This window comes from Pseudomonas sp. Q12-87 (assembly GCF_001269755.1).
Classification (GTDB): Bacteria; Pseudomonadota; Gammaproteobacteria; order Pseudomonadales; family Pseudomonadaceae; genus Aquipseudomonas; species Aquipseudomonas fluorescens_S.
Window position 1 is genome coordinate 143320 of sequence record NZ_LHVI01000019.1, and the last position, 26434, is coordinate 169753.

The window sequence follows — 26434 nt, forward strand, 5'->3', positions numbered from 1 at the left end:
ACTGTCCCACCGCTTTCGCGAGCAAGCCCGCTCCCACAGAGGTCACTGCCCGGCGATCTGTGCCTTGGTGTAGAACCCGTCCTTTTCCAGCAGGTCGATGTTGTCCTTGGTCAGCGGGGTAGGCGTGAGCAGGATGGTGTCGACTTTTTTGCTGCCATTGTCGTATTGCGAGCTGAAGGCAGGTTTCTCGTTGCGCGCCAGTTGCACTGAAAGCTTGGCGGCTTCGGAGGCGATCAGTTTCAGCGGCTTGTAGACGGTCATGGTCTGGGTGCCATCGATCACTCGCTTGACCGCCGCCAGGTCGGCGTCCTGGCCCGAGATCGGCACCTTGCCGGCCATTTTCTGTGCGGCCAGGGCCTGGATGGCGCCGCCGGCGGTGGCGTCGTTGGAGGCGACGATGCCGTCGATCTTGTTGTTGTTCCGGGTCAGGGCGTTCTCGACGATGCTCAAGGCTTCGGTGGGGTTCCATTCCTTGACCCATTGCTGGCCGACAATCTTGATATCGCCTTTGTCGATGGCCGGTTGCAGCACTTTCATCTGGCCTTCGCGCAGGACCTTGGCGTTGTTGTCGGTGGGCGCGCCGCCGAGCAGGAAGTAATTACCCTTGGGCGCCGCTTTCAGGACGCCGCTGGCCTGCATCTCGCCGACCTTCTCGTTATCGAAGGAAATGTAGGCGTCGATATCGGCATTGAGGATCAAGCGGTCATAGGACACGACCTTGATTCCGGCCTTCTTCGCCTCGGCGACGGCGTTGGTTAGCACGGTGGCGTTGAACGGCACGATGACGATCACATCGACGCCACGGGAAATCAGGTTTTCGATCTGCGAGATCTGTTTCTGTTCGTTGGCGTCGGCCGACTGGACGAAGACCTTAGCGTCGAGCTTTTCCGCCGCCGCGACGAAATAGTCACGGTCCCGCGACCAGCGTTCCAGGCGCAGGTCATCGATGGAAAAACCGATTTTCGGGTGCGCCGCATCGGCCATGACCGGAAGCGAGAGCAGGGCGAGGGCGCCGGCGAGCAGGGTGCGTTTGAAGCTTTTCATGGTGGTGCGTCCTTTTATTGTTGTTTGAAAGACACTGCCTGACGATGAGCGTGGTGCGGATAGAACTGTAGAGAGTCGCCGAGCGCTGTGGGCAGAGATTTGTCGCGAGAATGTAACAACCCACTTTGGCGAATCAGATAAATCAAGGTCGTTTTTTCCGGGGGGCTGCTTCGCAGCCCAACGGGATAAATCCCCTCGCCACAGCTCAGTCTATTGTCAGGGGAAGATGAACCGGTTGACGACGTTTTCCAGCATCTCCTGGCGACCGCTGACGGCCTGGGGATTCAACTCGTTGGCAAAGGCATGCTCGGCCAGCGAAGCGAGGCTGAACTCTCCGGCCAACACCGCCTGGCCGAACGGTTGCTGCCAGCCGGCGTAGCGTCGATCTTTGAATGCTTGCAGTTGATCGTCCTGCACCATGGCCGCTGCGCGCTCCAACGCCAGGGCCAGGACGTCCATGGCGGCGACGTGGCCGTGGAACAGATCGATGTCGTCCAGGCTCTGGCGCCGAACCTTGGAATCGAAGTTGAATCCACCATGGGTGAAACCGCCGGCCTTGAGGATCTCGTAGGTGGCGAGGGTCATCTCTTCGACGCTGTTGGGGAACTGGTCGGTGTCCCAGCCGTTCTGCGGGTCGCCCCGGTTGGCGTCGATGCTGCCGAAGATGCCCAGGGAGACGGCGGTGGCGATCTCATGGTGGAAGCTGTGCCCGGCCAGGGTTGCGTGGTTGGCCTCGATGTTGACCTTGATTTCTTTTTCCAGGCCGTACTGTTGCAAGAAACCGAACACCGTGGCGCTGTCGTAATCGTATTGGTGCTTGGTCGGCTCCTGGGGCTTGGGCTCGATCAGCAAATCACCCTTGAAGCCGATCTTGTGTTTGTGTTCGACCACCATGGCCATGAAGCGACCCAGTTGCTCGCGCTCACGCTTGAGGTCGGTGTTGAGCAGGGTTTCGTAACCTTCACGGCCACCCCAGAGGACGTAGTTGGAGCCCTTGAGACGCTGGGTGGCGTTCATGGCGCTGAAAACTTGGGCAGCGGCGCAGGCGAATATCTGCGGGTCCGGGTTGCTGGCGGCGCCTGCGGCGAAGCGCGGGTTACTGAAGCAGTTGGCGGTGCCCCACAACAATTTGATCCCGGTCTGCTCTTGATGGCGCTCCAGATGATCGACCATCTGCGCGAAGTGGTTGCGGTACTCCTTCAGTGAGTTGCCTTCGGGGGCGATGTCGGTGTCGTGGAAGCAGTAGTAATCGATGCCCAGTTTGGAGAAGAACTCGAAGGCCGCTTCGGCCTTGCCGATGGCCAGTTCCATCGGGTCCCCGCTGCGCTGCCACGGGCGCTTGAAGGTGCCGGCGCCGAACACGTCCGAACCCGGCCAGACAAAGGTATGCCAGTAGCAGACCGCCATGCGCAGGTGCTCGCGCATGGGTTTGCCGAGGATCAGCTTGTCGGCGTCATAGTGGCGGAAGGCAAGGGGTGAGGCGCTGGCGGCGCCCTCGTAGCGAATCTTGTCGACACCGGGGAAGTACGGCATGGGCGGTTTCCTTATTGTTCTTGGCGGTGACTCGATACTAACGCCGGCCCCAGCGCCGCTGATTATGAAAATCACCAAGGCGCAGTGCGATTTTGAGTATTGAGATTCACCCGCCCGGCGCCTAGTCTGTGTCGATCGGCCCAGGATAAACGACCATGAAGACCGTCCCGCCCGTCCACCGCATCGCACTGTTGTTCAACGGCAGTAAGATCTATGACCGCGGCATCATCAGTGGCATCGGCAACTACTTGAGCAGCACGCGCGCCTCTTGGGACTTGTTCCTTGAAGAGGATTTCCTTTGCCGCCTCAAAGGCATCGAGCGCTGGCAGGGCGACGGGATCATTGCCGACTTCGATGACCCGCTGATCGGCGAGGCGCTGGCCGGGATCAAGTTGCCCGTGGTGGCGGTGGGTGGTTCCTATCAGGATGAACGCGCTTATCCGAAGGGCATTCCCTATGTCGCCACCGATAACGATGCGCTGATGAAGCTGGCTTACGAGCACCTGATCGAGGCCGGGCTGACCCGTTTTGCCTGCTTCAGCCTGCCTGAAGCACAAGCCAATCGCTGGGCCCAGGAAAGGGAAAAGGCTTTTCGCCGGCTAGTGCAACGCGATGGACTGCCCGCCGAGGTCTACCGTGGCATGGGCACCAGCGCACCGCTCTGGGACAGCGCCGTCGAACAACAGATCGCCTGGCTGCAAAGCCTGCCCAAACCCATCGGCATCATCGCCGTCAGTGACGCCCGCGCCCGGCAGTTGCTGCAAGCCTGCCTGACCGCCGGAATCGCGGTGCCGGAGCAGGTGGCCTTGATCGGCATCGACAACGACCCCCTGACCCGCAGCCTGACGCGGGTGCCGCTGAGTTCGGTGATCCAAGGCACCGAAACCATGGGCCGGACCGCCGCGCGCCTGCTCCACCAAATGTTGCACGGCATGCCATCTACGGGCAGGCAGATTCTGGTGCCGCCGGATGCAATCAACGTGCAGGTATCGAGCCTGCACCAACCGTTGGGCAATCCCTATGTGATGCAGGCGCTGTTGTTCATTCGCCAATACGCCTGCCAAGGTATCAAGACCGCCCAGGTGGCCGCGTATGTGGGGATATCGCGCTCGTCGCTGGAATCACACTTTCGCAAGGAGCGCGGTTGCAGCGTTCACGATGAGATCCTGCGCTTCAAACTGGCGGCCGCCGCCAGCGGACTGGAAAATACGGATGCGCCAATTGCCGATATCGCCCTGGGCTGCGGTTTCAAATCGGCCCAGTACCTGCACACGGTCTTTCGTCGGGAGTTTGGTTGTACGCCGAGGGAGTATCAGCAGGGGGCTGTTGCAGTGAATCAATGAGCCGATGTGGCGGGCTGCATTCGTTTAAGTGACACTGCGCCGAATTGCTCTCGTGGCGAGGGAGCTTGCTCCCGCTCGGCGGCGCAGTCGTCGTAAAACCGGTACATGCGGTGCATCAGGTAAACCGTAGTGACTGGTTTGGGGCTGCTTCGCAGCCCAGCGGGAGCAAGCTCCCTCGCCACAGGTTTTGTATGAGTTTCACGGTAACAGCATTAACGCGGTGAAGTAATCCAAGGCCTGTCTCGGATGAGCAGGTTGCGTGATCGAATTGTTAGGGACGAGCTCAATGGCGTTAAGAGTGCTGGTGGTCGGCGGCTACGGAAATTTTGGCAGCATTGTTTGCCGGCATCTGGCGGCGATGCCGGGTGTGGACCTGGTGATTTCGGGGCGCGACCCGCACAAGTTGCTGCGCAAGGTCGATGAGTTGAAAGACCAGTGGGGCACGGTCTGTGAAAGTTGGTGCGGCGACGCCATGGGGGCACCGTTCAAAACGGTCCTGGAGGCGCTGGACATCCAGCTGGTCATCCATACCGGTGGTCCATTCCAGGGGCAGTCCTATGCGGTTGCCGAGAGTTGCATCGACGCGGGTGTGAACTATTGCGACTTGTCTGATTCCAGGGCGTTTGTCACTGGCATTGGCGCGCTCGATGCCCGGGCCCGGCAGGCGGGCGTGGCGATCCTCAGCGGTTGCAGTTCCGTGCCGACGCTGTCCGCCGCGATCATCGATCAGCAGCGCCATCGTTTCATGCGCATTGAATCGATCGAACATGGCATTTCCTCGTCGGCCAAGATGCCTGGGCTGTCGACCATCGAAGGGGTACTGGCCTACGCGGGCAAACCGATCAAGCAACTCAAGGACGGCCAGGTGCACGAAGTCCTGGGATGGCAGGACCTCAAACTTCGTAGAATGGCGCACCTGGGCACGCGGGTATTGGCTAACGTCGATGTGCCGGACCTCGATATCTTTGCCAGCCGCTACGGTGCCCAGACGTTGAGCTTCAAGGCCGGCGCGGGCCTGAAGCTGGCGGGCGTTGCCAATTACCTGCTGGCCCAGGCAATGCGGGTGGGCATGGTGCGCAACCATTTCCCTTGGGCTGCGAGGCTTCACCGTTGCGGACTATGGTTCGAGCGGTTTGGCGATGGCAAGAGCGCGATGTACATCGATGTCCATGGCATCGACGGCGATGAAAAACCACTGTCCATGACGGCCCAGCTCACCGCATTGAACGACAAGGGCCCGGAAATCCCCAGCTGCGCAGCCGTAGCCTTGGCCGCGAAAATCGCCCAGGGCTACGTGCCCGAACCTGGTGCCCGGGCTTGCGTGGGTGAAATCACCGTCGACGAATACATGGCTGCCATCAACGATCCGCAGAACCTCAGCCTGTCCGTGCACTTCTCTGGCGAGCCGGGTTGACGATGCTCTACCTGTCCCTGAAATACATCCATATCATTGCCGCGATTTTCCTGTTCGGCTTCGGCATGGGTTCCTATCTCTACTTGATTGCCGCCAGTCGTACCGGCAATCCCCAAGTAATTGCCCATGTGGCAAGGACGGTCGTGCAGTTCGATACCTGGATTACCACGCCCGCAGGGTTCATCCAGATTATCAGCGGTTACTGGCTCATGAAGCTGGCCGGGCTTTCCCTGACTATGGCATGGGTCGCGACTTCGCTGATTATTTTCTTGTGCGTGGGCGCGCTCTGGCTTCCAGTCCTGGTGCTACAGAAACGGCTATACGTGATGGCGTCGAGCGTGGCCTGGCATGAGCAAAGGGGCAGGGGTTGGACGAATCTGTGAGTTCGGCATAAACGTGGTCTACATAGCGCCTGGTAATCCGGGTAATACCCGTGTCCAGCTAAAAGAACGTGCCGAATCAATGCTCGACTGCAATGACTTAAGGACCTGAGCCGAACCATGAGCGATGACCCCCACGCACTGTATATACGCTTCCAGTCCCCTGATCCTGGTATAGGGCCACGCGTCCAGGCGCCGATGCTACCCCAGGAGCAGGCCATGGCTCGGTGGCATGCGGCCGGGCATCGTTTCAGTTGGCTAGAGGTGCTGGTGCCGCCGCTGTGTTTTGGCCCGATTCTGCCGCCCCTCGCGTTGCTGCCGGGTCTGTTGGCTTATCAAGCGCTATTGGCTCCAAGCCTGGATCTGGATGGCATCGTCGGGCAGTCCTTTGGCTGGCTGGCGGTGGTCACGTTGCTCTTCACGATGCTTTGGGGCCTGCGCAATTTTTTGCGGGACAAGCACGACCCGGTGAAGCGCTATTGGCAGTCCATGCCGGCTCAAGGCGTGGTCGAGCTTGAGCAGCATGACCTGGTGTCCGGCATCAGCCTGTGGTCAAACGACTTTGATCCGGACTGCAATACCCTCCTGCGCTGGGCCAACGGCAAGCTGGAATCCGTGCAGGACAGCGGTGTGTTGCAATGGATCCTGGCCAGGACGATGGCAGGGCATTGGCTGATATTCAAGGAAGAGTATCCGGGCGACTTCTGCTACGGACCGGTTGGCCGGATGCCCGAGGCGAAAAAGCAATTGCAACCCTGCCAGCAACTGGCGATTGCGTTCGCTCCCGGTACCAACCTCCCACTGGGCCGACGTTTCGACGGCCCGCCGATACCGATGGTGAATACGCCGTACTGGATGTCTGTCAATGAGCTCAAGCGCCTTGCCGAGGCCGCCCATCACTGGATGTTCTTTGCGCCAGATCGCTATGCCGTGGTCAATGATCAGGATGCCGCCTGGGTGCAGCGGATGGTGGACAGGGCACAAGCCAGTGTCGGGCCCCAGCCGGCGTGATGCACTTCGGCGTTTAGGTAGTTTTTACAGTTGGAGCGGATCGCTACCTAAATCCTGAACGGTCAAAGTGGACCTTTTACTGCTCGCCTCTTACCATACGCCCCCTCGGACGCCTCGTTCACAAGGAGAATAAAGTGAAATCATTGATCGTTGTTTCGTTATTGGCCACTCTGGCCGGCTGTGCAACACATGGAAAAACTGACCAGCAGCTTTATAGGGAAGCTGCCGACGCGCACGTAGTGACCCTCCCAGCTGGACAAAATACGGTGAGCTTGCCTAGCGTGAAAATCGTCAGTCACGGCTTGATCGCCGATAATCTGGCAATTGCCGCTGGTGGAGGCGCTAACGCAATGCAGCTCAAGCAAGGACTGCTCAGCGCCAAAAGTGCCGGCGAGAGCGGGTTCCTGATTATCGGAGCCGCCAGTTCTCTGGACGTGGCCATTATCAAAAACGCGTTTGATGCGCTCGATTTGAATGGCATGCGTATTTACTACGCGGGCGGGGAAGCCCAGAAGGAAGAGGCTCGTGCCGCAGTCGAGAAAGCAAACGCGAATTTCCAGTACATCAGCTCAATGAAATAAGCGTCCTCCTTTGGAGTGGAGAACATTACCGCACCATAGGTCGCTGTTTTCTGCCTTCTCCAAAAGAAAAGTCCGATGCCCGTGCAGGCATTGGACTTTGATGGACTCAGCCTGACGCAGACATATCAAAGTCAGGTCTAAAGCCACGTGTCCACCACCCGCCGATCCAGTTCCTCCCACTCAGCCATGCCCAATACCCGGGTGGTGTTCAGCCCGCGTAGATAGCCGCGCAGTTGATTAGCTGTGGCCCGCTTGAATTCCGGGTCGGGTTCGGTGCTGCTCAACAGCACGCTTTCGTACTGGATCAGGTACTCGGCCACCCGCTCACGGAAGTCGGGCAATACCGCGTCGCGAATCAAATCAAACGTTCTCATGGTTAGGCCTCATCAGTCTCACTCAGCTTGCAACTATTGCTATGAGTAATAGTGACCATTACCAAATGCAAGTTCTGCTTTGCCGACAATCATCGGAAAATCAGCGCCATCGAACTTGCAACCCGGTTTTTTTATTTTCAGGACCCAACCCATGCGCTCTTTATTTTTGCTTCCCATGGCGTTTGCCTCGTTGCTGTTGGCCGGATGTGCCTCCGCGCCGAACGACCCGACCCTGACTTTGCAAACCAGCAAGAGCCCTGAACAGTATGCTGATTGCGTCGTTCCGAAATTGCAGGGCAGCGCATTGAACCCAATGGTTTCGCAGACTCAGCGCAGTTACCGCATCGTGGTGCCGAGCAAGATCTCGGCGGACAACGTGCTGGAGGCCTACAAGGCCGGGAACGGCGGCAAGGTATTCGTCTACGAACGCCATTTGCTGGCTTCGAACCTTCTGCCTTCGAGTTTTGAGCGCGCCGCCCAAGACTGCATCTGACCGGCCCGCAAACGCTTTTCGCAGTGCTCCTTTGGTTGGCCGCAACCAACCAATTCTTTGCCCCGCACCGTATTCGGTGGCGGGGTTTTTTTTGTCCGCTTGGTCAGCCTGCCGATCAATAATCCTTTGTAGAAGCGGGCTTGCCCGCGAAGAGGCCTTCACATTCAGCACTGATGCCAGCTGACCCAACGCCTTCGCGGGCAAGCCCGCTCCCACAGTGTTTCAAGGTTTAGATTTGACGCCTCGCTGCAGAATCGGCATATTTTGCGCGTTTGTGATCATTGGTGCTCGTTTATGCAGGTTGTACAGTCATGACTTCAACTCACGAAGCGTTTCCCGGTGAACGCCAGCAATTGATCAGCGAGCGTCTTGCCCGCTACGGCCGAGTGATAGCGGCCGACCTGGCCAGCGAACTCAACGTGTCGGAGCATTCGATACGGCGCGACCTGGGCGCGTTGGCAGCGGCGGGGGTGTGCAAGCGCGTCTATGGCGGCGCGATCCTGTTGCCCGCGGCCGAACGGCCGATGGAAGTGCGCGTACGGCAGGACCCCGCACGCAAAGGCAGCCTTGGCCAGGCCGCGGCGTCGTTGCTACGGGCGGGCCAGCATGTGTTCATCGATGTCGGCTCGACGAACCTGGCGATTGCCTGCGCCATTGATCCGCAACTGCAACTGACCGTCACCACCAACTCGCCATTGATTGCGGTGCAATTGATGAAATTGCCGCGGGTCGAAGTCATCCTGTTGGGAGGCCGCTTGAACACGGTCGCCGGTGGTGTGATCGGGCTGACAGCGGTTCAGCAGCTTCGGCAATTCAGTTTTGACCTGTGCTTTCTCGGCGCTTGTGCCATCGATCCGGACAACGGCGTCACCGCTTTCGGCCTGGAAGACGCTGAGTTCAAGCGCGCAGTCGTCGCGGCAAGCGGTCAGGTGGTGGCGGCGGTGACCAATGAGAAGCTGTCCAGCGTGGCACATTATCAGGTGGCGTCGTGCGAAGAGGTCGCCGCCCTGGTGGTGGAACATGACGCGCCGCACGAGCGGCTGGAGCCGTTCTTCGGCCGGGTTTCCCAGGTGGTGACGGCCACTGAAGAGCCTTAGGGCGGGTGGCAACAGGTTGGAGCGACTGCGCCAGTGGCAATGACAAATAAACGGATACGCGACGATCCCATTGTCCGCGACATGAATTACCGCTAGTTTGCTGCCCCTGCATAAGTACAAAAATCAGGAGTCATCGATGCAACCGATTCGTCTCGGTCTGGTGGGCTACGGCAAGATTGCCCAGGACCAACACGTTCCAGCTATTCTCGCCAACCCCGCGTTCCAACTGGTGGCTGTGGCCACGCAGGGGCAGCCTTGTGCCGGGGTGGAGAACTTCCGCTCCCTGGGCGAGCTGCTCGACCACGGTCCGCAAGTCGATGCGATTGCGTTTTGCACGCCACCGCAAGGTCGATTCGCGCTGGTGCAGCAGGCGCTGGCGGCGGGCAAGCACGTGCTGGTGGAAAAGCCGCCATGCGCCACGTTGGGTGAAGCAATGGCGTTGGTGGATCAGGTCCGCGAGCAAGGCGTCAGCGGTTTGTTCGCCTGGCATTCGCGGTACGCGCCGGGCATCGAAGCCGCCCGCGACTGGCTGGCGGGCCGCACATTGCAAAGCGTACAGATCGATTGGAAGGAAGACGTGCGCAAGTGGCACCCGGGCCAGGCGTGGATCTGGCAACCCGGTGGGCTGGGTGTGTTCGATCCAGGCATCAACGCCTTGTCGATTGCTACCCATCTGTTGGCACTGCCGTTGTTCGTCGAGTCCGCGGAATTGCGCGTGCCGGACAACTGCCAGTCGCCGATTGCCGCCAGTATCAAGATGGCTGACGCGCGCCACCTCGATATCCGGGCCGAATTCGATTTCGATCACGGTCACGACGAGCTCTGGAGCATCGAGATTCGTTGCACCGAAGGCGTCCTGCGCCTGGACAATGGCGGCGCCCTGTTGAGCATCGATGGCGTGCGCCAGGTGGTTTGCGAGGAAGGCGAGTACGCGGCGGTGTATCGGCATTTCCAACGGCTGATTGCCGACAAGACCAGCGATATGGACTTGCAACCGTTGCGGCTGGTCGCGGACAGCTTTTTCGTCGGCAGTCGGACGTTGGTCGAGCCGTTCTACGATTAACCCAAAGGAACCGCTGTTGAACGAACACACCTTGTCCATGCGCCTGGAGCGCGTGGCTGCGCACATGCCGGCGGGCGCGCGACTGGCCGACATCGGCTCGGATCACGCTTACCTGCCGGTGGCATTGGTGCGCCGAGGCGCTATCTCGGCGGCGGTGGCCGGTGAGGTGGCCTCGACGCCGTTTCACGCCGCCGAGCGCACTGTGAGCGAGAACGACCTGGACCAGCAGATCAGCGTGCGCCTGGCCGATGGCCTTGCGGCAATCGAGCCTGAGGATGGGGTCAACGTCATCAGCCTCTGCGGCATGGGCGGCGAGACGATCCGCGACATCCTTGACAACGGCAAGGCGCGGTTGAGCGGCCGGGAACGCCTGGTCCTGCAACCCAATGGCGGCGAGCAGCCGCTGCGCCAATGGCTCATGGAAAACGGCTACCGCATCCTCTGCGAGGAATTGCTGCGGGAAAACCGCTTCTATTACGAAATCATCGTCGCCGAACGTGCCGGGCCGGTGGTAATGTACACCGACGAGGAGCTTTACTTCGGTCCGCTACAGATGCAGGCGCGCAATCCTGCATTCTTGGCAAAGTGGCAGCGCTTGCTGCGGCAGAAGCAAAAGACCCTCGCCAGCTTCGCCAAAGCACGGCAAGCCGTGCCCGAAGAGAAGTTGCAAGACATTACGCGTCAGGTCCGGTGGATTAGCCAACTGCTGGCTTGAGCCCCCGGGTACCCTTATCGGCCTGCCACCGGGTAGTGCTTGATACGACACGCGTAATCCTTGCCATCGCCCTTGCAAATGCCATCCAGGTACCGGTAATCCACTTTCACTGACTTTCCTTTCCCGGGCCATTGACGGCGCGGGAGGGTGGCTTGGTAATCGGCGGTTTCTGGAATGAAGCTGAGTGTTGTCCCTACCGTCGGGCATTCCACCGTAGAGGATTTCGGGCTGGCTTTGAGCACCTGCGCCTGGAGCTGCGGATAGGGTCGTTTCTGAACCTCGATGATGCGCAGTTCCATATGGCAGATTTGCCAAGTGGATGCCTGGACGGGCTCGCACAGCAGGGGGAGCGGCAGGGTAATCAGTCCGATGCAGGCTGCGCGAATGTTCATGATTGCCCTGTTTGAGTACTGACGTTGGCGAATCATAGCCCGGTATTGTTGTGGTTGGCAGGGTAGTGGCACTATGCCTTTAATCTTGAAGGCCAATCCAAGGAAGTGACCCATGTCCGGAATCCAAAATGTCGCGTCAGCATTTCGCGAATTCATGCAATCGTGGGAAGAGGACCGAAAATACCTGCCGTCATCCATCAGTGCCCTGGCTAATGGCTTCGAGGGCTGGTTGAAGTTCGAATTTTATTTCTGGTTGCTCCATGCCCGTCATCTTCGTGGTCCCGATCGCGAGCTGGCCGATGTTGGCGTCGAGTATAAAGTCGCGCTTGATCAGCGCTGGTCGCAGATGGACATCGGTACCAAGCAGTGCGATCTGTGGATCCGCGACCAGGATGAAAAGCGCTTTCACTTCATCGAGCTCAAGACGCCTTTCGCCAATGCCAACCAGGGCAAGATGTTTGAAAGTGCGGCCAAGGATTATTGGTACATGACCCGATTGAAAGCTCAGGCGGAGAGAGTCGCCAGCGGCAGCGTGATTATCTTTGGCGTGAACTTCGGCAAGGAGCGTTGGGACGAGCATCTGCAGCGGATCGAGGAATACGCCGGCTATGTTGAACACTCAACCAATGCCTCCGACACGGTGCCGGGCGTGGAGGGGCTGAGGTGGGCGGTTCTGACCATGCACTACCCCGAGTTGGGCGCCGGTGCCGAGGATTGCGCACCCGCATCTGCCGTGCGCAATCTCCCAGCCTGACACCCTTGCCATGGGGGTTGTGTGGGACCGTTGGTTTTTGGGTGGTTCGTGCGGCCCGACGGGGATGAATCCCCTTGCCAGAGGGATTTATCCTTGCTTCGAACCCCCGCCAATCTGCCAGACATAGGGCGGTTCCGTACCGTTGATTTCCCAGTCACCGATGATGCGTTCCTTGTAGATCAATGGGTTGTGCGAAGCCGCGGTGCGGGCGTTGCGCCAGTGGCGGTCGAGGGCCTTGCTGGTGCTGGTGGCCGACGCGCCGAGTGCGTTGAACAGGTCGCTGGTGGCGCGTAGCACCAGGTCAGAGATGACCACCTGGGCTTGGGCTGACTCCAGTTCGGCGGCGATATTGGCGGTGTGCTCGGTCTCCGCGTTCTGGCTGAAACGGCTTTCGTAGGCGCGTTGGGCGGCGCTCGCGGCGCGCAGGGCGGTGGCTTGGGCAGCGTAGACCTGGGCCGACGCCTTGCCGATCACTTGCTGCACCTGGACATCCTGGCTCACCTCGCTGGCATTGCCGGTGCTGAAGATCCGCGTGCGCTTGCGCACCTGATCGGTGAAGTCGTGGACGGCGGCGCGGCCGGCACCGGCCAGCACGGCGAGCAAGACCAGTTGATAGAACGCCGTCTGGTATTTGAAGCGGGTAGAGAAATCGATGAGGTTTTGCGCTTCGACCACTGCGTTTTCGAATACCGAAGTACCGCTGCCGGTGGTGCGCTGGCCAAAACCATCCCAGTCGTCGCTCTGCTTGACGCCAGGCTGATGCACCCTGACGGCGGCAATCACGTCGGCGCCGTTGTCGTCGCGCTGGGCGTACAAGTCTATCCAGTCGGCGAAGATGCTACCGGTGCTGTAGTACTTGGTGCCGTTGGCGACCCACTGATCGCCATGACGGGAAATGCGCGTGCCGACCTCGCCGATTTTCACAGCGCCGATTTCAGTCCAGGCGTTGCCCACCAGGTCGCCATCGACGAAGCGCTTGAACCAGGTGTCTTGTGGGCTGGTGGCGTGGGCGTTGAGGCGGTCTTCGACAAAGGCGAAGTGGCCGCGCAGGGCTTGGGGCAGGTTGGAGTCGGCCTCGGCCAGTTCAATCAACAGTTGCAGCAATTGCGGCAACGAAGCCCCGGCACCACCGTACTCAAGTGGTACCCGGACGGCGCCAAACCCCGCATCCTTCAGCCATTTCACCGCTTCGAACGGCAGGCTGCGCGTTTGTTCGCGCTCCAGCGCGCCGGCCTGGATGCGCGCGAAGATCGGCCGGAACCGTTCGGCCAAGGCCTCGTAGTCAGTGCCAATGGAAAGAGTCGGTGGCAGTTGTTGTTGCTGTGCGGTCATGGCGATGTTCCTTCTAATGAACGGCTGGGCGGGCAGGGGCGAAACCTGCCGGTGCCAGCGGTCATTGCACAGTCCATGCCCGAGGCCCAAAGCCCCGTAAAAGCGGGGCCTGCGCGGCATTCATCGGCCAATGGGCTGTCCCGCTGCGGGACAATTTGTCCGGCCACTGTGTGCCAGGCAACAGTTTGCTTCGTGGGTATCGGCGTGCGGGGTGTTGGCCCGCCAACAGTGGATCAGCAGCCTGTCTGTCGAGCGACAGTATCCACATTCAACAAATTCTTATAACCCATTGAATATCAACGAGATATCCAACTGGCACGGTTGCTGCTCTATCCCTTGTGCAAACGCTGAAGTGGCGTCTTCCGGTGCGGGGTAAGTGATGAGCAAGCAATTCAAAGTGGTCGCGGTATCAGGCAGCGTGCAGCAACCGTCGCGCACGCTGGTTCTGCTCACAGCCCTGGTGGAAAGGCTCGGGCAACAACTGCCGGTGCAGGTTCGATGGATCGAGCTGGCCAAGGTCGGCCCGCAGTTCGCCGGGGTGTTGCGTCGCGAAGCGTTGCCCGCGGCCGTGCAGGAGGATCTGCACGCGATTGAGACCGCCGATCTGCTGATCGCTGCAACGCCCGTTTACCGAGCCTCTTACACCGGCCTGTTCAAGCACCTGTTCGATTTCGTTCATCACGAAGCCCTCAAGAACGTACCGGTGCTGTTGGCCGCGACCGGAGGCTCCGATCGCCACGCCTTGATCATCGACCATCAGCTGCGGCCGCTGTTCGGATTCTTCCAGGCCCTCAGTCTGCCGGTCGGGGTGTATGCCTCGGAAACCGATTTCACCGAATACCGGATCTCCAGCACGCAGGTGCTGGAGCGCATCGAGCGCGCCGTCGAGTCGGCGCTGCTGAGCCTCGTCCCGGATACCCGGCGCAACGTCAGCGCCGCCTGACCCTCTTTCTTTCAACGAGCCGTGGAGTACATGCATATGAGCCAGGACATCAAATTTGCCTACTGGGTGCCCAACGTCAGTGGCGGGCTGGTGGTGAGCAAGATCAAGCAGCGCACCGACTGGGGGATCGACTACAACCGCAAGCTTGCGCAGATCGCCGAAGAGGCCGGCTTTGATTACGCCCTGACCCAAGTCCGTTTCACCGCCGGCTATGGCGCCGAATACCAGCATGAGTCCGTGGCGTTCAGCCACGCCTTGCTGGCTGCCACCACGCGCCTGAAAGTCATCGCAGCGGTGTTGCCCGGGCCGTGGACGCCGGCGGTGTTGGCCAAGCAGATCGCGACCATCGACCAACTGACCGCAGGCCGCGTGGCGATCAACGTCGTGTCGGGTTGGTTCAAGGGCGAGTTCACCGCCATTGGCGAACCATGGCTGGAGCACGATGAGCGCTATCGTCGTTCCGAAGAATTCATCACCGCCGTCAAGGGCATCTGGACCACCGACAATTTCACCTTCCGCGGCGACTTCTACCGTTTCCATGACTACACCCTCAAGCCAAAACCGCTGCAGCAGCACCCGGAAATTTTCCAGGGTGGCAGCTCACGTGCAGCCCGGGACATGGCCGCACGGGTATCGGACTGGTATTTCACCAACGGCAACACCGTGGAAGGCGTCAAGGCGCAGATCGATGACATCCAGGCGAAAGCCGCGGCCAACAACCACAAGGTCAAGGTCGGCATCAATGCCTTTGTCATTGCTCGGGACACCGAAGAAGAAGCACGGTCGGTGCTGGCCCAGATCATCGACCAGGCCGATCCCGAGGCCGTCAATGCCTTTGGCGATGCGGCGAAACAGGCCGGCAGATCCAGCCCGGAAGGCGAGGGCAACTGGGCCAAGTCCAGCTTCGAGGATCTGGTGCAGTACAACGACGGCTTCAAGACCAACCTGATCGGTACGCCGCAGCAGATCGCCGAACGCATCATTGCGCTCAAAGCCGTGGGCGTCGACCTGGTGCTAGCCGGCTTCCTGCACTTCCAGGAGGAAGTCGAGTATTTCGGCCGCAAGGTCTTGCCGCTGGTGCGTGAATTGGAACAGCGCAACGCAACGGCGAAAACGGCGGCGGTCGCGTAGGCGCGGGAGGAAGCATGGGCACGTTCACCGACACCCCCGACGAGGCTCCGGCCGGTCTGCCCCAGTGGCTGGTGCGACAGGCGCATCGGCACGGCACGGACATCGCGCTGCGCCATAAATACCTGGGCATCTGGCAAGTGCGGACCTGGCGGCAGGTGGCCGATGAGGTGCATCGCCTGGCAATCACCTTGCAGGCTCGGGGTTTCTCGGTGGGCGCGACCTTGACCATCATCAGCCGGCCCAGGCCGCAGGCGCTGCTGGCGGCATTGGCCGCGCAGTGGCTTGGCGGTGCGGCGAGTCTGTTGGATCCGTTGCAACCTTCAAGCGAACAGGTGCCATTGCTCGCAGCGATCCAGCCGGAGTTCGTGCTGGTTGAAGGCGTGGAGCAAATGCATCGGTTGCGAGCAGCCGGGATATCGCCGCGAGTGATCACGTATCTCGACAAGCGCGGCTTGGCCGATTCGCTGCTGTTTGCTGGTGCGCAGCACTACCAAGGGTGGATAGCAGAACCGCCCGCCGATGAGCTGGCGGTGCCAGGACCGGCACAACATACGGCCTTCGTGTTTTATCGCTGGGCTGCGCAGGCCATCGAGCAGCAACGCGTCAGCCACGGCGAGCTGTTGCAAGAAGGCCTGCGGTTGGTGGAGCGCGAAGGACTGGGGCGGCAGGAGGAGGCGTTGGCGGCGCGGGCTTTCGCGTCGGCCGGCCAGGCACGTTATCTGTTGGCGCCTTGGCTGATCGCCGGTTTTCGCCTGAATTTTCCAGAGAACCTGGCAACTCGCGACCGCGATCGGCGCGAGCTGGGCCCGACGCTGGTGGCCGGAACACAGGAAACCTATGGGCGTTTGCACAAGCGGGCATTGGAGCGCTTGCCGGAGCCGGGCACGTTGTCACGTCGGTTGGCGGACTGGGGGTTGACGACGCATCCCGGGCCGTTGCAACGGTACCTGGGGGACTGGCTGGTGCGCCGACCGTTGCGCGATGTGCTGGGATTTTCCCGTACCCGGGCGCCGCTGCTGGTCGGTGATGCTTTGCCGCCCGGGACCCAGGCGTTTTTCGAAGCCCTGGGCATCAAGGTGCGTCATTGGGGCGATTCAGCCCAGTGGGAAATACCGTCGAACGCTGTGAAGACAACCACCGATGACTGGGTCGAGTCCCAGTCGCAACTGGCCTGAGAGGAGGCGACCCATGACGCACACGGCCGCCACGCATTTACTGGAGCTGGACAATATTTCGCTGTCGTTCAAAGGCGTCAAAGCGGTCACCGACATCAGCTTTCGTGTCGCCACCGGAGAGATCTGTGCCTTGATCGGCCCTAACGGCGCCGGCAAGAGCTCGCTGCTGAATATCATCAGCGGCGTTTACCAGGCTCAGGACGGGCGCATCCGTTTCGACCGGGTCGAGCGTCGCCGGATGCGCGCCCACGATGTGGCGGTGCATGGCATCGCCCGCACGTTCCAGAACATTGCCTTGTTCAAGGGCATGAGCGTGCTGGACAACGTGCTCACCGGACGCAATCTCAAGCGTCGCAGCACTTGGATCGAGCAGGCCCTGCGCATCGGTCGAGCCCGGGCCGAGGATGACGTCCAGCGCGAAGCGGCGGAACGGGTCATCGAGTTCCTGCACCTGGAGCCCTGGCGCGACGTGTTGGTCGGCAAGTTGCCCTATGGCTTGCAGAAACGCGTGGAGCTGGCCCGGGCACTGGCGGCGGAGCCCAGGCTGCTGTTGCTGGACGAACCCATGGCTGGGATGAACGCCGACGAGAAGCAGCAGATGAGCCGCTTCATCGTCGATGTCAATCGTGAGCTGGGCACCACCGTGGTGTTGATCGAGCACGATATCGGCGTGGTCATGGGCATCAGCGACCACGTGGTGGTGCTGGACTACGGTCGCAAGATCGGCGATGGCACGCCAGCAGAAGTACGGCAGAACCCCGAGGTCATTTCGGCCTACCTGGGCACTCGCCACTGATAGTTGATTTTCGGCGCTTTCCCGCCAGGGAGAGCAGGCAAGTTGCGCCCGCAGAACAGGAACAGGCATGGAATTTTTCTTTGAAGTATTGATAGGCGGGTTGCTGGCGGGAGTGATGTACGCGTTGGTAGCCATCGGCTTTGTGCTGATCTACAAGGCCTCCGGCGTGTTCAATTTCGCCCAGGGCGCGATGGTGCTGTTCTCGGCGCTGACCTTCGTCAGCCTGTTGGAGCGTGGCGTGCCGTTCTGGCTGGCGTTTCTGATCAGCCTGGCGGCCATGGTGCTGATCGCCGTGGCGGTCGAACGGGTGGTGCTGCGCCCGTTGGTCAATCGATCGCCCATCACGCTGTTCATGGCCACCCTCGGGCTTTCCTATGTCATCGAGGGGTTTGCCCAGGCGCTGTGGGGCGCCCAGGTGCATGGCCTGGAACTGGGCATCAGTGACGAGCCGCTGGAGCTGGGCGGGATGCTCTTGTCGCAGTTCGACATTTTTGCCGCGCTGACGGCGGCTTCCCTGGTGGTGCTGTTGTCCTGGCTGTTCAACAAGACCCGATTGGGCGTCTCGCTGCGTGCAGTGGCGGATGACCCCTTGGCGGCGTTGGCCGTGGGCATTCGCTTGCAGCGGGTGTGGGTAGTCGTGTGGTCGGTGGCGGGCTTCGTCGGGTTGGTCGCCGGCCTGCTCTGGGGGGCTCGCCTGGGCGTGCAGTTCTCGTTGTCGCTGGTGGTGCTCAAGGCCTTGCCGGTATTGATCATCGGCGGCTTCACCTCCATCAGCGGGGCGATTGTCGGCGGCTTGATCATCGGCGCCTCGGAAAAACTGGCGGAGGTCTACCTGGGCCCCTACATCGGCAGCGGCATCGAAAATTGGTTTCCCTACGTGCTGGCGCTGTTGTTCCTGCTGGTGCGGCCGGCGGGACTGTTCGGCGAACGTGCCATTGAGCGAGTCTAGGAGAGCGCCATGTTTTATCGAGAAGCGGGCCAATTCAATACACGTTATGCCCAGGATCGTCGCGTCTTCGCCCTGCGCCAGGATCGCCATGGGCTTGCCGCGCTGCTGGTGTTCGCTTTCGTCGCGGTGCCTTGGCTGGGTAACGACTACTGGTTCAGTGCGATTCTGATTCCGTTCCTGGTGTTGTCCTTGGCCGGGTTGGGGCTCAATTTGCTCACCGGTTATGCCGGGCAGTTGTCCCTCGGTTCTGCGGCGTTCATGGCGGTGGGGGCGTTTGCCACCTATAACCTCGAAGTGCGCGTAGCCGGTCTGCCGTTGCTGCTCAGCATCGCCTTGGGCGGGTTGGCGGCGGCGCTGGTGGCGCTGCTGTTCGGGCTGCCGAGCCTGCGCATCAAGGGTTTCTACCTGCTGGTTTCGACCCTGGCCGCACAGTTCTTCGTGACCTGGGCCTTGACCCGGTTCAGTTGGTTTTCCAACAACAGCGCCTCCGGCGTGATCAGCGCGCCACGGCTGGACGTGTTCGGGGTAAACCTGGACGCGCCGGCCGGTCGCTACCTGTTGACGTTGACGGTGGTGGTCGCGCTGTTCTGGCTGGGCAACAACCTGGTGCGCAGCGAGTTGGGGCGCAACTGGATGGCGGTGCGCGACATGGACACTGCCGCAGCGGTCATCGGCATCCCATTGATGAAGACCAAGCTGCTGGCGTTCGCCATCAGCGGGTTTTTCCTCGGGGTGGCTGGCGCGCTCTGGGCTTTCACTTACCTGGGCACGGTGGAGCCCCATGGCTTCGATCTCAATCGATCGTTCCAGATCCTGTTCATCATCATTATTGGCGGCCTCGGCAGCCTGCTGGGCAATTTCCTCGGCGCGGCGTTCATCGTCCTGTTTCCCGTCCTGCTCTCGAACCTGGTGTCGCTGATGCCCGGTGGGCTGGTGGACGCAGGGCAGGTGGAGAACCTGCAGAAGATGATATTCGGCGCGCTGATCATCCTGTTCCTGATCAAGGAGCCAGAGGGCCTTGCGCGCCTCTGGCAGAGATTTCGCGAGCGCGCACGGCTATGGCCGCTGCGCTACTGAGCGAACCGCATGACGCGGGTTTGCAGTTCCATCCTGTTGGCTTATCACTGGCTTCATAACAAGGAAAATCCGATGTTCAAACGATCATTCGCCAGCAGCCTGGCACTGGCCCTGAGCCTCACCGCCGCGGCCTTCACCGTTCAAGCGGACAACGAACAGTACTTTCCGCTGCAAAGCTATCGCGTCGGCCCCTATGCGGCCGGCGGGACCGGTTTTTTCGGTGGTTTCATCGACTACCTCAAATACGTCAACGCCAACGGCGGGGTCAATGGCGTCAAGCTGACCTGGAGCGAGTGCGAAACCGAGTACGTGGTGGAAAAAGGCGTGGAGTGCTATGAGCGCCTGAAGAAAGGCTTGAACGGTGCGCCAGCGGCGGCGACCAACCCGCTGTCGGTGGGCATCGCCTATGCCACGCTGGAGCGTTCGACGGCCGACAAACTGCCGCTGATCACCATCAACCACGGGCGCACGGACTCCACCGACGGCAGCGTGTTTCCCTACGTCTTCCCGTTGCAACTGAACCCCTATTCCGAGGTGTCGGCGATCATCAACTACATCGGTCAACGGGCTGGTGGGCTGGATAAACTCAAGGGCCAGAAGATCGTCACGCTGTATCACGGCTCGCCTTATGGCAAGGAAACCAACGAGGTCCTGCAAACCCTGGCGGACAAGTACGGGTTTGCCTTGACTCTGCTGGAGGTGCCGCATCCAGGCAACGAGCAGCAATCGCAATGGCTGAACATTCGCCGGGAAAAGCCCGACTGGGTGATCCTGCGCGGCTGGGGCGTAATGAACCCGGTGGCGCTGAAGACCGCGCAGAAAGTCGGCTTCCCGGCTGACCACATCATCGGCAACATCTGGAGCAACTCCGAGGACGACGCCGCGCCAGCCGGTGCAGCGGCCAAAGGCTTCATTGCCATTACCACGCACCCGTCGGGCACCGATTTCCCGGTGTTGCAGGGCATCAAACAGCAAGTGGTCGACGCCGGCCATGGCGACCTGGCCGATCCCAAGCGTTTCGGCACCGTTTACTACAACCTTGGCGTGGTCAACGGCATCCTCAACGTAGAAGCGGTGCGCATTGCCCAGCAGAAATTCGGCAAGCAACCGTTGACGGGCGAGCAAGTGCGCTGGGGTTTTGAAAACCTCAAGCTCGACGATGCCCGACTCAAGGAACTGGGGGCGTTGGGCCTGGTGCAACCGTTGCAGCTGTCGTGCTCGGACCACGAGGGCGGTGGTGCGGTGCGCTTCCAGCAATGGGACGGCACGCAGTGGAAGCTGATCAGCGATTGGGTCCAGGCCGACCGCGCCTTGCTGCGGCCGATCATCGAAGCGTCCTCGCACCAATACGCCCGGGAAAAAGGCATCACCCCACGCGATTGCAGCAAGGAGTCCTGAGACGTTGTGGCAGGGGGGGGCTGCCACAGATTCCCAGCCACCCAACCCCTTGTGGCGAGGGAGCTTGCTCCCGCTGGGCTGCGCAGCAGACCTAAAACCAGGCACTGCGGTGCAACAGATCGTTCGCGGTCAACGGGTTCAGGGCCGCTTCGCGCCCCAGCGGGAGCAAGCTCTTATCAAACAAAATACAACCCATTGTTTTTGCTTCTAAAAATCATGCAGCCTTAACTAATTGCATACCCAACTTTCGGGCTTTGCGCTCCAGAGCCCGCAGTTGGCGTCCCCGGCTTTTCTCCTCAAACTCTTCTATCCCTTTCTCAACGTAGGGTTGGCCTTTGGTGAGCATGGCGTAAATCAATCGCGCCAGTTGATGAGCCGTCGCCTTGATCGCGCAACTAGTGTCCATCCGCGTCAGGCGGGCACGGTGGCTGGCGCCAATAAAACTTTTATCCTGCCGTGCGTTGGAGGCCGCTTGCTTGAGGGCTTGGGCGGCTCGATTGATGATTTTAGGCGCTTTACCAGGAAGCGGTTTGCCTCCTGATATTCGCGTGGGAGGGGCCAGACCAAGCCAAGAGCTTAAGTGCTGCGAGGTCGGGAAACGTGATAAGTCCGGCCCCAGTTCGCTGGCGAGTACCAACGCAATATCAATACCGATGGTGGGAATGGCCGTTAAATCCACGCCCATGACCTTGATCAGTGCCTGGTGTAGCGCCAGTTGTTGATCGGCTGAGCGATGTGCACTGCGCAAGGGCTTGCAAGGCAGTCCTGTCTCCGGCTGAAGAACTGGAAGTCGCGCTAGCGCCTGGGCAATGGCTTGATCGCATTCAGCGATCTGCTTTTCCAAGAAGTCATGGCACGCCAGCTCCTGGCCTAGCGCATGTAGATGCTCTGCCCGCCAGTTGCCATGCAAGCTGCGAGCGATGGTTTCCTGATCGGCCTTGATCCGTCCGTCGCGCAAGGCTGAAAGCTTTTCAGGGGAACGCTCGCCTTGGACGATAGCCCGCAAGATCTTCAAACCCGTCACCCCGGTGATGTCACTGATAACCTGGGCCAACTGGATGTTCATCTGACTCAAGGCCTTCTGCATACGATTGATCGACTTGGCTTGGTCGCAGACTTTATTGGCGCGCTGGCGGACCAATGAACGCATCGAACAGATCTCATCAGAAGGGCGAAAAGCGCCGCTGAGCAGGCCGTGCGTCATGAGTTGCCAGATCCACTGGCAATCAAGCACATCGGATTTGCGCCCAGAGGTCTGCCGCGTAGCACGTGAGTTAACCAGATAAACCTCAAAGCCACGCGCATCCAGCACTTCGAAAAGCGGAATCCAGTAAACGCCCGTCGCCTCCATGGCCACGACACTGATGTTCAACGACTGGAGCCAGTCGGCCAGTGCGATCAAATCGTCGGTAAACGTAGAGAATTGACGGACAGCAGGATCGTACTGCTCTGGGTTTACAGCGACCCAATGCTCACGGCTTCCCACGTCAATACCGGCACAGAGGTGATGAATAATCTCAAAACGCTTTTGGTTCTTGCGCGCCATGGCAATTCCTCGCAGGATTGAATGACGCGCGCGGGGTACACGGTGGCGAAAGGATTCACTCTCTTATACGAGGTCACGGCCTGGCCGTGCCATCAACGACTCCACGCCGATACCGTGCAGGTCACTCTCCCTCTCGGGTGCTGACACACCAGTGCTGGTTACGGCCTTTGCCCCGCGCGCGTTCTTCCAATTTACGATGAACTGTTTGCTGCGCGACAGCGCAGCGTCGAAGACGCGGCGGGATCTCCCTCGCCACAAGGACCCGTGAGCGGGAGCAAGCTTCCTTGCCACAAGGACCGGTCAGCGGGAGCAAGCTTCCTTGCCACAAGGGCCCATCAGCGGCAGCGCCAAGTGATCAGGCCTCCGGCTCCAGGGCTTGCAGCCAACGGTTTTCCGAGCGGCTCAAATGCAGGCGCATCGAGGTTTGTGCGCCGAGCACGTCTTTGTTGGCCACGGCGCGCAGGATGGCTTCGTGCTCGATGACGGCGGCTTCCCAGGTCAGCGAATTCTCTGAATGCTTGCTCAGGTGAGCCGACATCGGTTTATGCCGTTCATCAAACAGCGCGGTGATGATCCGCACCAAGGCGGAGTTGCCGCTCATCTTGGCCAGGCGCTGATGAAACTTGCGATCGTCTTCCAACGGGGGCAGGCCATCAGCGATGCTGGCGCGCATGGCGTCGATGCATTCCTGCAAGTAGCGATAGTCGCTTTTCTTGCCATGCAAACAGGCCAGTACCACTGACTCACCTTCGATCAAGGCGCGGGCTTGCATCAGTTCCGAGGGGCTTTCGCCCAAGGTTACGCTGGTATTCTTCCCATCCTTGGGCTTGGCGCGCACGTACACGCCGGAGCCCATCTTGATTTCAATATCGCCCTCAATCTCCAGGGCGATAAGTGCTTCGCGCAGCGAAGGCCGGGACACGCCCAGCAGTTGCGTCAAGTCGCGCTCGGGAGGAAGCCTGGAGCCGGCTTTGAAATCCCCCTGGGCGATGTAACTGCGGAGCTGGTCGGCGATTTTCTGGTACGGCTTTCGCTCAGTGGCGTTTAGCGTTGAAACCATGGGAGCGGTGTCCATCAGAGAGTCGGCAAAGGCTACCACAGGCGCCAAAGTCACATCACCGCGCCAATCTGCCAAGGCAAAAACTCGTTATCCCCCAGGCCGTTTTCCTCGCTGCAGCTGCGGCGTCCGGAGGCGGTCTCAAGCATCAATCGGAACAACCGTTCGCCGGCCTCGGCCACCGACTCCAGGCCATCGACAATGCCGCCGGCGTTGAAATCCATATCCAGCTCCATGTGCTGGAACAGGCGGGTATTGGTGGCGATTTTCAAGGACGGCGTCGGCTTGCAGCCATAGGTCGAGCCACGGCCCGTGGTGAAACAGATAAGGTTTGCGCCTCCTGCCACCTGACCCGTAGCGGACACCGGGTCGTAGCCAGGCGTGTCCATGAACACCAACCCTTGGGCGTCGATTTTTTCAGCGTATTGGTAGACCCCCATCAACCCGGTAGTGCCTGCCTTCGCTACGGCGCCGAGGGATTTTTCCAGGATGGTGGTAATGCCCCCGGCCTTGTTGCCGGGCGACGGATTATTGTTCATGTCCCCGTCGTTATGACGCACATAGGCTTCCCACCAATGAATCCGCTCCATCAGTTTTGTCGAAATATCGGCGGATGCGGCGCGGGCCGTCAGCAGGTGTTCAGCACCGTAGATCTCCGGCGTTTCCGAGAGAATTGCAGTGCCGCCATGTTGCACCAGTAAATCCACCGCCGCGCCGAGTGCGGGATTGGCCGTGATGCCTGAATAACCGTCCGAGCCGCCACATTGCAGGCCGACGGTCAGGTGGCCGGCCGCGACGGTGGTGCGCTGGCATTGGTTGACGATGGGCAACATCGCTTCGATGTGGGCGATGCCCCGTTGCACGGCTTCGCGCGTACCGCCGGCTTCCTGGATGACCAGGCTGGCCTTGAGCGTTGCCGCGCGGTCCCCGAGTTCGTTCATCAAGGATGTGAGTTGGTTGACCTCGCAACCCAGGCCGATCAGCAGCACCCCGGCGAAATTCGCGTGGTCCGAATAGCCGCGCAACGTGCGCTTGAGGATATCGATGCCGTCACCTTTCGCGCCCATCCCGCAGCCGCTGCCGTGAGTGATGGCCACGACGCCGTCAACGTTGGGAAAGTCTTTCAGGCGCTCGGATGAAAAGGCGTTGGCGATGTGTTTGCACACGGTGGCCGAGCAATTGACGCTGGAAATGACGCCTATGTAATTGCGTGTCCCGACACGTCCATCCTCGCGCACGAAACCTTCAAACGTCGCGGGTGAGCGGCTGGGCACAGTGGGTGCATAGATGTTCTGCACGCTGTGTTCGGCATTGGCGATGGGCATGGCCAGGTTGTGCACATGGACGTAATCCCCGGGCTCGATGTCCTGGGTCGCCTGGCCGATGGTCTGGCCATATTTGAGCACCCGCTGGCCAGCCAACACTGTGCGCAAGGCAATCTTGTGGCCGGACGGAATCGGTTGACGGGCAATCAGTGCGATGCCATCGGCACTCAACGGTTGACCTTCAGCGATATCACCGCGGGCCACCGCGACATCGTCACCGGGGGTCAAGACCAGCAAAGAAGAGGGCGTGTTCATGTCGGTTTCCACTCCTAGCACTCGATGATTGCCTTGACCACACCCTGTTTCGGGTCGAGCAAGGTGCTGAACGAGTCGGCCACGTCGCTGAGTGCCAATCGGTGGGTATTGAGGGCTGCGTCCGGAATCAATCCGTCGCGCAAGCACTGCTCCACATAATGAAAGTCTTCCTTGGTGGCGTTGCGGCTGCCCATCAGCGTGGCTTCACGCTTGTGGAATTCGGGGTCGGAGAAGGTGATGGAGTCCCGGACGACCGAAATCATCACATAGGTGCCGCCGTGGGCGATGAACTCGAAGCCGCGTTCCATGGCCCGGGCATTGCCGGTGGCATCGAACACCACGTCAAAGAAATCGTCCCCGGTCAGCTCCGCCAGCGTCTGTTTGTCGCCGTCGCCGATCTGCACGGCCGCGTGGATATCCAGGTGTTGCCGACAGAACGACAGGCGATCCTCACGGGTATCCAGCACGGTGACTTTCGCGCCACGCAGGCTGGCGAAGATCGCCGCAGCCATGCCGATCGGGCCGGTGCCGACCACCAGGGCATGTTTATCTGCCTGCACATTCGAGCGACGGACAGCGTGGGCACCGATGGACAGAAACTCGATCATCGCCGCCTGATCGAGGGAAACGCCCGCCGCCTTGTGCACGAATTGCTGGGGAACGCTCAGGTATTGGGTGAATGCACCGTCGCAATGAACCCCCAGCACCTGGATGCGCGTGCAGCAATTGGTCTTGCCCTGGCGGCAGGCAATGCAGGTGCCGCAAGACAGGTAAGGCATCACATAGACGACATCGCCCACAGCCAGGTCGCTGGTCTCGTCAGTACCTTCAACGATCCCGGAGAACTCGTGGCCCATGACGCGTGGGTACTCAAGGTACGGTTGATTGCCGGTGAAGATATGCAGGTCGGTGCCACAGACGCCGACGCGCTTGACGCGGATGAGGATCTCGCCGGGTTTCCTGGACGGTTTTTCAGTTTCGATGGCGGTTAACGAGCCGGGTTCGTTACAGATGACAGTCAGCATTTGATGCTCCTTGGCTGGCGTGCGGCAGCGGCTGCCTGCAGGCGGGAGGAGGGTTGTGAGCACACGGCTGCCGGGACCGACGCTCGTTTTTTGTTGTAGGTGGGCACAGATCTGCACCGATGACCTTGGCCCGAAACTACACGCCGGAAAAAATATTGGCAATACCAATTAGACAAAAAGCAGATTGGACAGACCAGTTTCAACGTGCGCGCTATTTAAATGAACCGAGGT

At 60.4% G+C, this 26434-nt stretch carries 25 protein-coding genes and 1 pseudogene; 17 read left to right on the top strand and 9 right to left on the bottom strand.

Annotated elements, in window-relative coordinates; genetic code table 11:
• Nucleotides 1-42: 42 nt before the first annotated feature.
• Both xylF and xylA read right to left on the bottom strand, forming a co-directional pair.
• A complete protein-coding gene (xylF, locus tag AD663_RS12520; protein ID WP_003181349.1) occupies nt 43-1044 on the bottom strand; it encodes a D-xylose ABC transporter substrate-binding protein in 1002 nt (333 codons plus the stop codon).
• Between the two features lie 216 nt (nt 1045-1260).
• Nucleotides 1261-2577, bottom strand: coding sequence for a xylose isomerase (xylA, locus tag AD663_RS12525; protein ID WP_003181351.1), 1317 nt, complete (start codon nt 2575-2577; stop codon nt 1261-1263).
• Between the two features lie 155 nt (nt 2578-2732).
• Between xylA and AD663_RS12530 the strand changes: the two genes are divergently transcribed.
• The 5 genes and pseudogenes from AD663_RS12530 (at nt 2733) to AD663_RS12550 (ending at nt 7306) form a co-directional block, all read left to right on the top strand.
• A complete protein-coding gene (locus AD663_RS12530; protein WP_053213835.1) occupies nt 2733-3920 on the top strand; it encodes a XylR family transcriptional regulator in 1188 nt (395 codons plus the stop codon).
• Between the two features lie 286 nt (nt 3921-4206).
• Nucleotides 4207-5334 (top strand): saccharopine dehydrogenase family protein, encoded by a 1128-nt coding sequence (locus AD663_RS12535; protein WP_053213836.1) that lies wholly within the window; start codon nt 4207-4209, stop codon nt 5332-5334.
• A 2-nt stretch (nt 5335-5336) separates the two neighbouring features.
• Nucleotides 5337-5672 (top strand): annotated as a pseudogene (locus tag AD663_RS12540) (DUF2269 family protein); the annotation flags it as partial.
• Nucleotides 5673-5933: 261 nt separating this feature from the next.
• The gene (locus AD663_RS12545) at nt 5934-6725 is read left to right on the top strand and encodes a hypothetical protein (protein ID WP_053213837.1); all 792 of its coding nucleotides are present in this window, start codon (nt 5934-5936) and stop codon (nt 6723-6725) included.
• 134 nt (nt 6726-6859) lie between these two features.
• Entirely contained in the window at nt 6860-7306 is a 447-nt protein-coding gene (locus AD663_RS12550; protein WP_053213838.1) for a hypothetical protein, read from the top strand.
• Nucleotides 7307-7443: 137 nt separating this feature from the next.
• On the opposite strand, the gene AD663_RS12555 is transcribed toward AD663_RS12550, so the two are convergent.
• Nucleotides 7444-7680 carry a hypothetical protein gene (locus AD663_RS12555; protein ID WP_053213839.1) on the bottom strand — a complete coding sequence of 79 codons (237 nt, stop codon included), beginning with the start codon at nt 7678-7680 and terminating at the stop codon, nt 7444-7446.
• 151 nt (nt 7681-7831) lie between these two features.
• Between AD663_RS12555 and AD663_RS12560 the strand changes: the two genes are divergently transcribed.
• From AD663_RS12560 to AD663_RS12575, 4 genes are all read left to right on the top strand, one after another.
• Nucleotides 7832-8173 (top strand): hypothetical protein, encoded by a 342-nt coding sequence (locus AD663_RS12560; RefSeq protein WP_003181362.1) that lies wholly within the window; start codon nt 7832-7834, stop codon nt 8171-8173.
• A 311-nt stretch (nt 8174-8484) separates the two neighbouring features.
• Complete coding sequence (locus tag AD663_RS12565; RefSeq protein ID WP_053213840.1) at nt 8485-9270, top strand: DeoR/GlpR family DNA-binding transcription regulator; 786 nt, start codon at nt 8485-8487, stop codon at nt 9268-9270.
• Nucleotides 9271-9406: 136 nt separating this feature from the next.
• A complete protein-coding gene (locus tag AD663_RS12570; RefSeq protein WP_053213841.1) occupies nt 9407-10333 on the top strand; it encodes a Gfo/Idh/MocA family protein in 927 nt (308 codons plus the stop codon).
• Between the two features lie 16 nt (nt 10334-10349).
• Nucleotides 10350-11048 carry a tRNA (adenine(22)-N(1))-methyltransferase TrmK gene (locus AD663_RS12575; protein WP_003181368.1) on the top strand — a complete coding sequence of 233 codons (699 nt, stop codon included), beginning with the start codon at nt 10350-10352 and terminating at the stop codon, nt 11046-11048.
• Nucleotides 11049-11062: 14 nt separating this feature from the next.
• Here AD663_RS12575 and AD663_RS12580 read toward each other — a convergent pair whose 3' ends face one another.
• Nucleotides 11063-11440, bottom strand: coding sequence for a hypothetical protein (locus AD663_RS12580; RefSeq protein WP_003181370.1), 378 nt, complete (start codon nt 11438-11440; stop codon nt 11063-11065).
• Nucleotides 11441-11552: 112 nt separating this feature from the next.
• Here AD663_RS12580 and AD663_RS12585 point away from each other — a divergent pair, with 112 nt between their 5' ends.
• Nucleotides 11553-12194, top strand: a complete 642-nt coding sequence (locus AD663_RS12585; protein ID WP_053213842.1) for a hypothetical protein — start codon at nt 11553-11555, stop codon at nt 12192-12194.
• 87 nt (nt 12195-12281) lie between these two features.
• Here AD663_RS12585 and AD663_RS12590 read toward each other — a convergent pair whose 3' ends face one another.
• The gene (locus AD663_RS12590) at nt 12282-13526 is read right to left on the bottom strand and encodes an acyl-CoA dehydrogenase family protein (protein WP_053213843.1); all 1245 of its coding nucleotides are present in this window, start codon (nt 13524-13526) and stop codon (nt 12282-12284) included.
• A gap of 379 nt (nt 13527-13905) precedes the next feature.
• Between AD663_RS12590 and msuE the strand changes: the two genes are divergently transcribed.
• The 7 genes from msuE (at nt 13906) to AD663_RS12625 (ending at nt 20995) form a co-directional block, all read left to right on the top strand.
• On the top strand, nt 13906-14469 hold the full coding sequence (gene msuE / locus AD663_RS12595; protein WP_003181377.1) for an FMN reductase: 564 nt from the start codon (nt 13906-13908) through the stop codon (nt 14467-14469).
• Nucleotides 14470-14505: 36 nt separating this feature from the next.
• Nucleotides 14506-15600 (top strand): dimethylsulfone monooxygenase SfnG, encoded by a 1095-nt coding sequence (gene sfnG / locus AD663_RS12600; RefSeq protein WP_053213844.1) that lies wholly within the window; start codon nt 14506-14508, stop codon nt 15598-15600.
• Nucleotides 15601-15614: 14 nt separating this feature from the next.
• Nucleotides 15615-16775, top strand: a complete 1161-nt coding sequence (locus AD663_RS12605) for an AMP-binding protein (protein ID WP_053213845.1) — start codon at nt 15615-15617, stop codon at nt 16773-16775.
• A 13-nt stretch (nt 16776-16788) separates the two neighbouring features.
• Complete coding sequence (locus tag AD663_RS12610) at nt 16789-17571, top strand: ABC transporter ATP-binding protein (RefSeq protein ID WP_053213846.1); 783 nt, start codon at nt 16789-16791, stop codon at nt 17569-17571.
• Nucleotides 17572-17638: 67 nt separating this feature from the next.
• Complete coding sequence (locus tag AD663_RS12615) at nt 17639-18520, top strand: branched-chain amino acid ABC transporter permease (protein WP_003181384.1); 882 nt, start codon at nt 17639-17641, stop codon at nt 18518-18520.
• Nucleotides 18521-18529: 9 nt separating this feature from the next.
• Nucleotides 18530-19597, top strand: a complete 1068-nt coding sequence (locus tag AD663_RS12620) for a branched-chain amino acid ABC transporter permease (RefSeq protein ID WP_003181385.1) — start codon at nt 18530-18532, stop codon at nt 19595-19597.
• Between the two features lie 72 nt (nt 19598-19669).
• The gene (locus AD663_RS12625; protein WP_003181387.1) at nt 19670-20995 is read left to right on the top strand and encodes an ABC transporter substrate-binding protein; all 1326 of its coding nucleotides are present in this window, start codon (nt 19670-19672) and stop codon (nt 20993-20995) included.
• A 214-nt stretch (nt 20996-21209) separates the two neighbouring features.
• Here AD663_RS12625 and AD663_RS12630 read toward each other — a convergent pair whose 3' ends face one another.
• The 4 genes from AD663_RS12630 to AD663_RS12645 all read right to left on the bottom strand — a co-directional run bounded on the left by AD663_RS12630 (nt 21210) and on the right by AD663_RS12645 (nt 26203).
• Entirely contained in the window at nt 21210-22541 is a 1332-nt protein-coding gene (locus AD663_RS12630; RefSeq protein WP_053213217.1) for an IS110 family transposase, read from the bottom strand.
• 355 nt (nt 22542-22896) lie between these two features.
• On the bottom strand, nt 22897-23601 hold the full coding sequence (locus AD663_RS12635; protein ID WP_053213847.1) for a FadR/GntR family transcriptional regulator: 705 nt from the start codon (nt 23599-23601) through the stop codon (nt 22897-22899).
• 50 nt (nt 23602-23651) lie between these two features.
• A complete protein-coding gene (locus AD663_RS12640; RefSeq protein WP_053213930.1) occupies nt 23652-25178 on the bottom strand; it encodes a UxaA family hydrolase in 1527 nt (508 codons plus the stop codon).
• A gap of 14 nt (nt 25179-25192) precedes the next feature.
• Nucleotides 25193-26203 (bottom strand): zinc-binding alcohol dehydrogenase family protein, encoded by a 1011-nt coding sequence (locus AD663_RS12645; protein ID WP_053213848.1) that lies wholly within the window; start codon nt 26201-26203, stop codon nt 25193-25195.
• Nucleotides 26204-26434 lie beyond the last annotated feature (231 nt).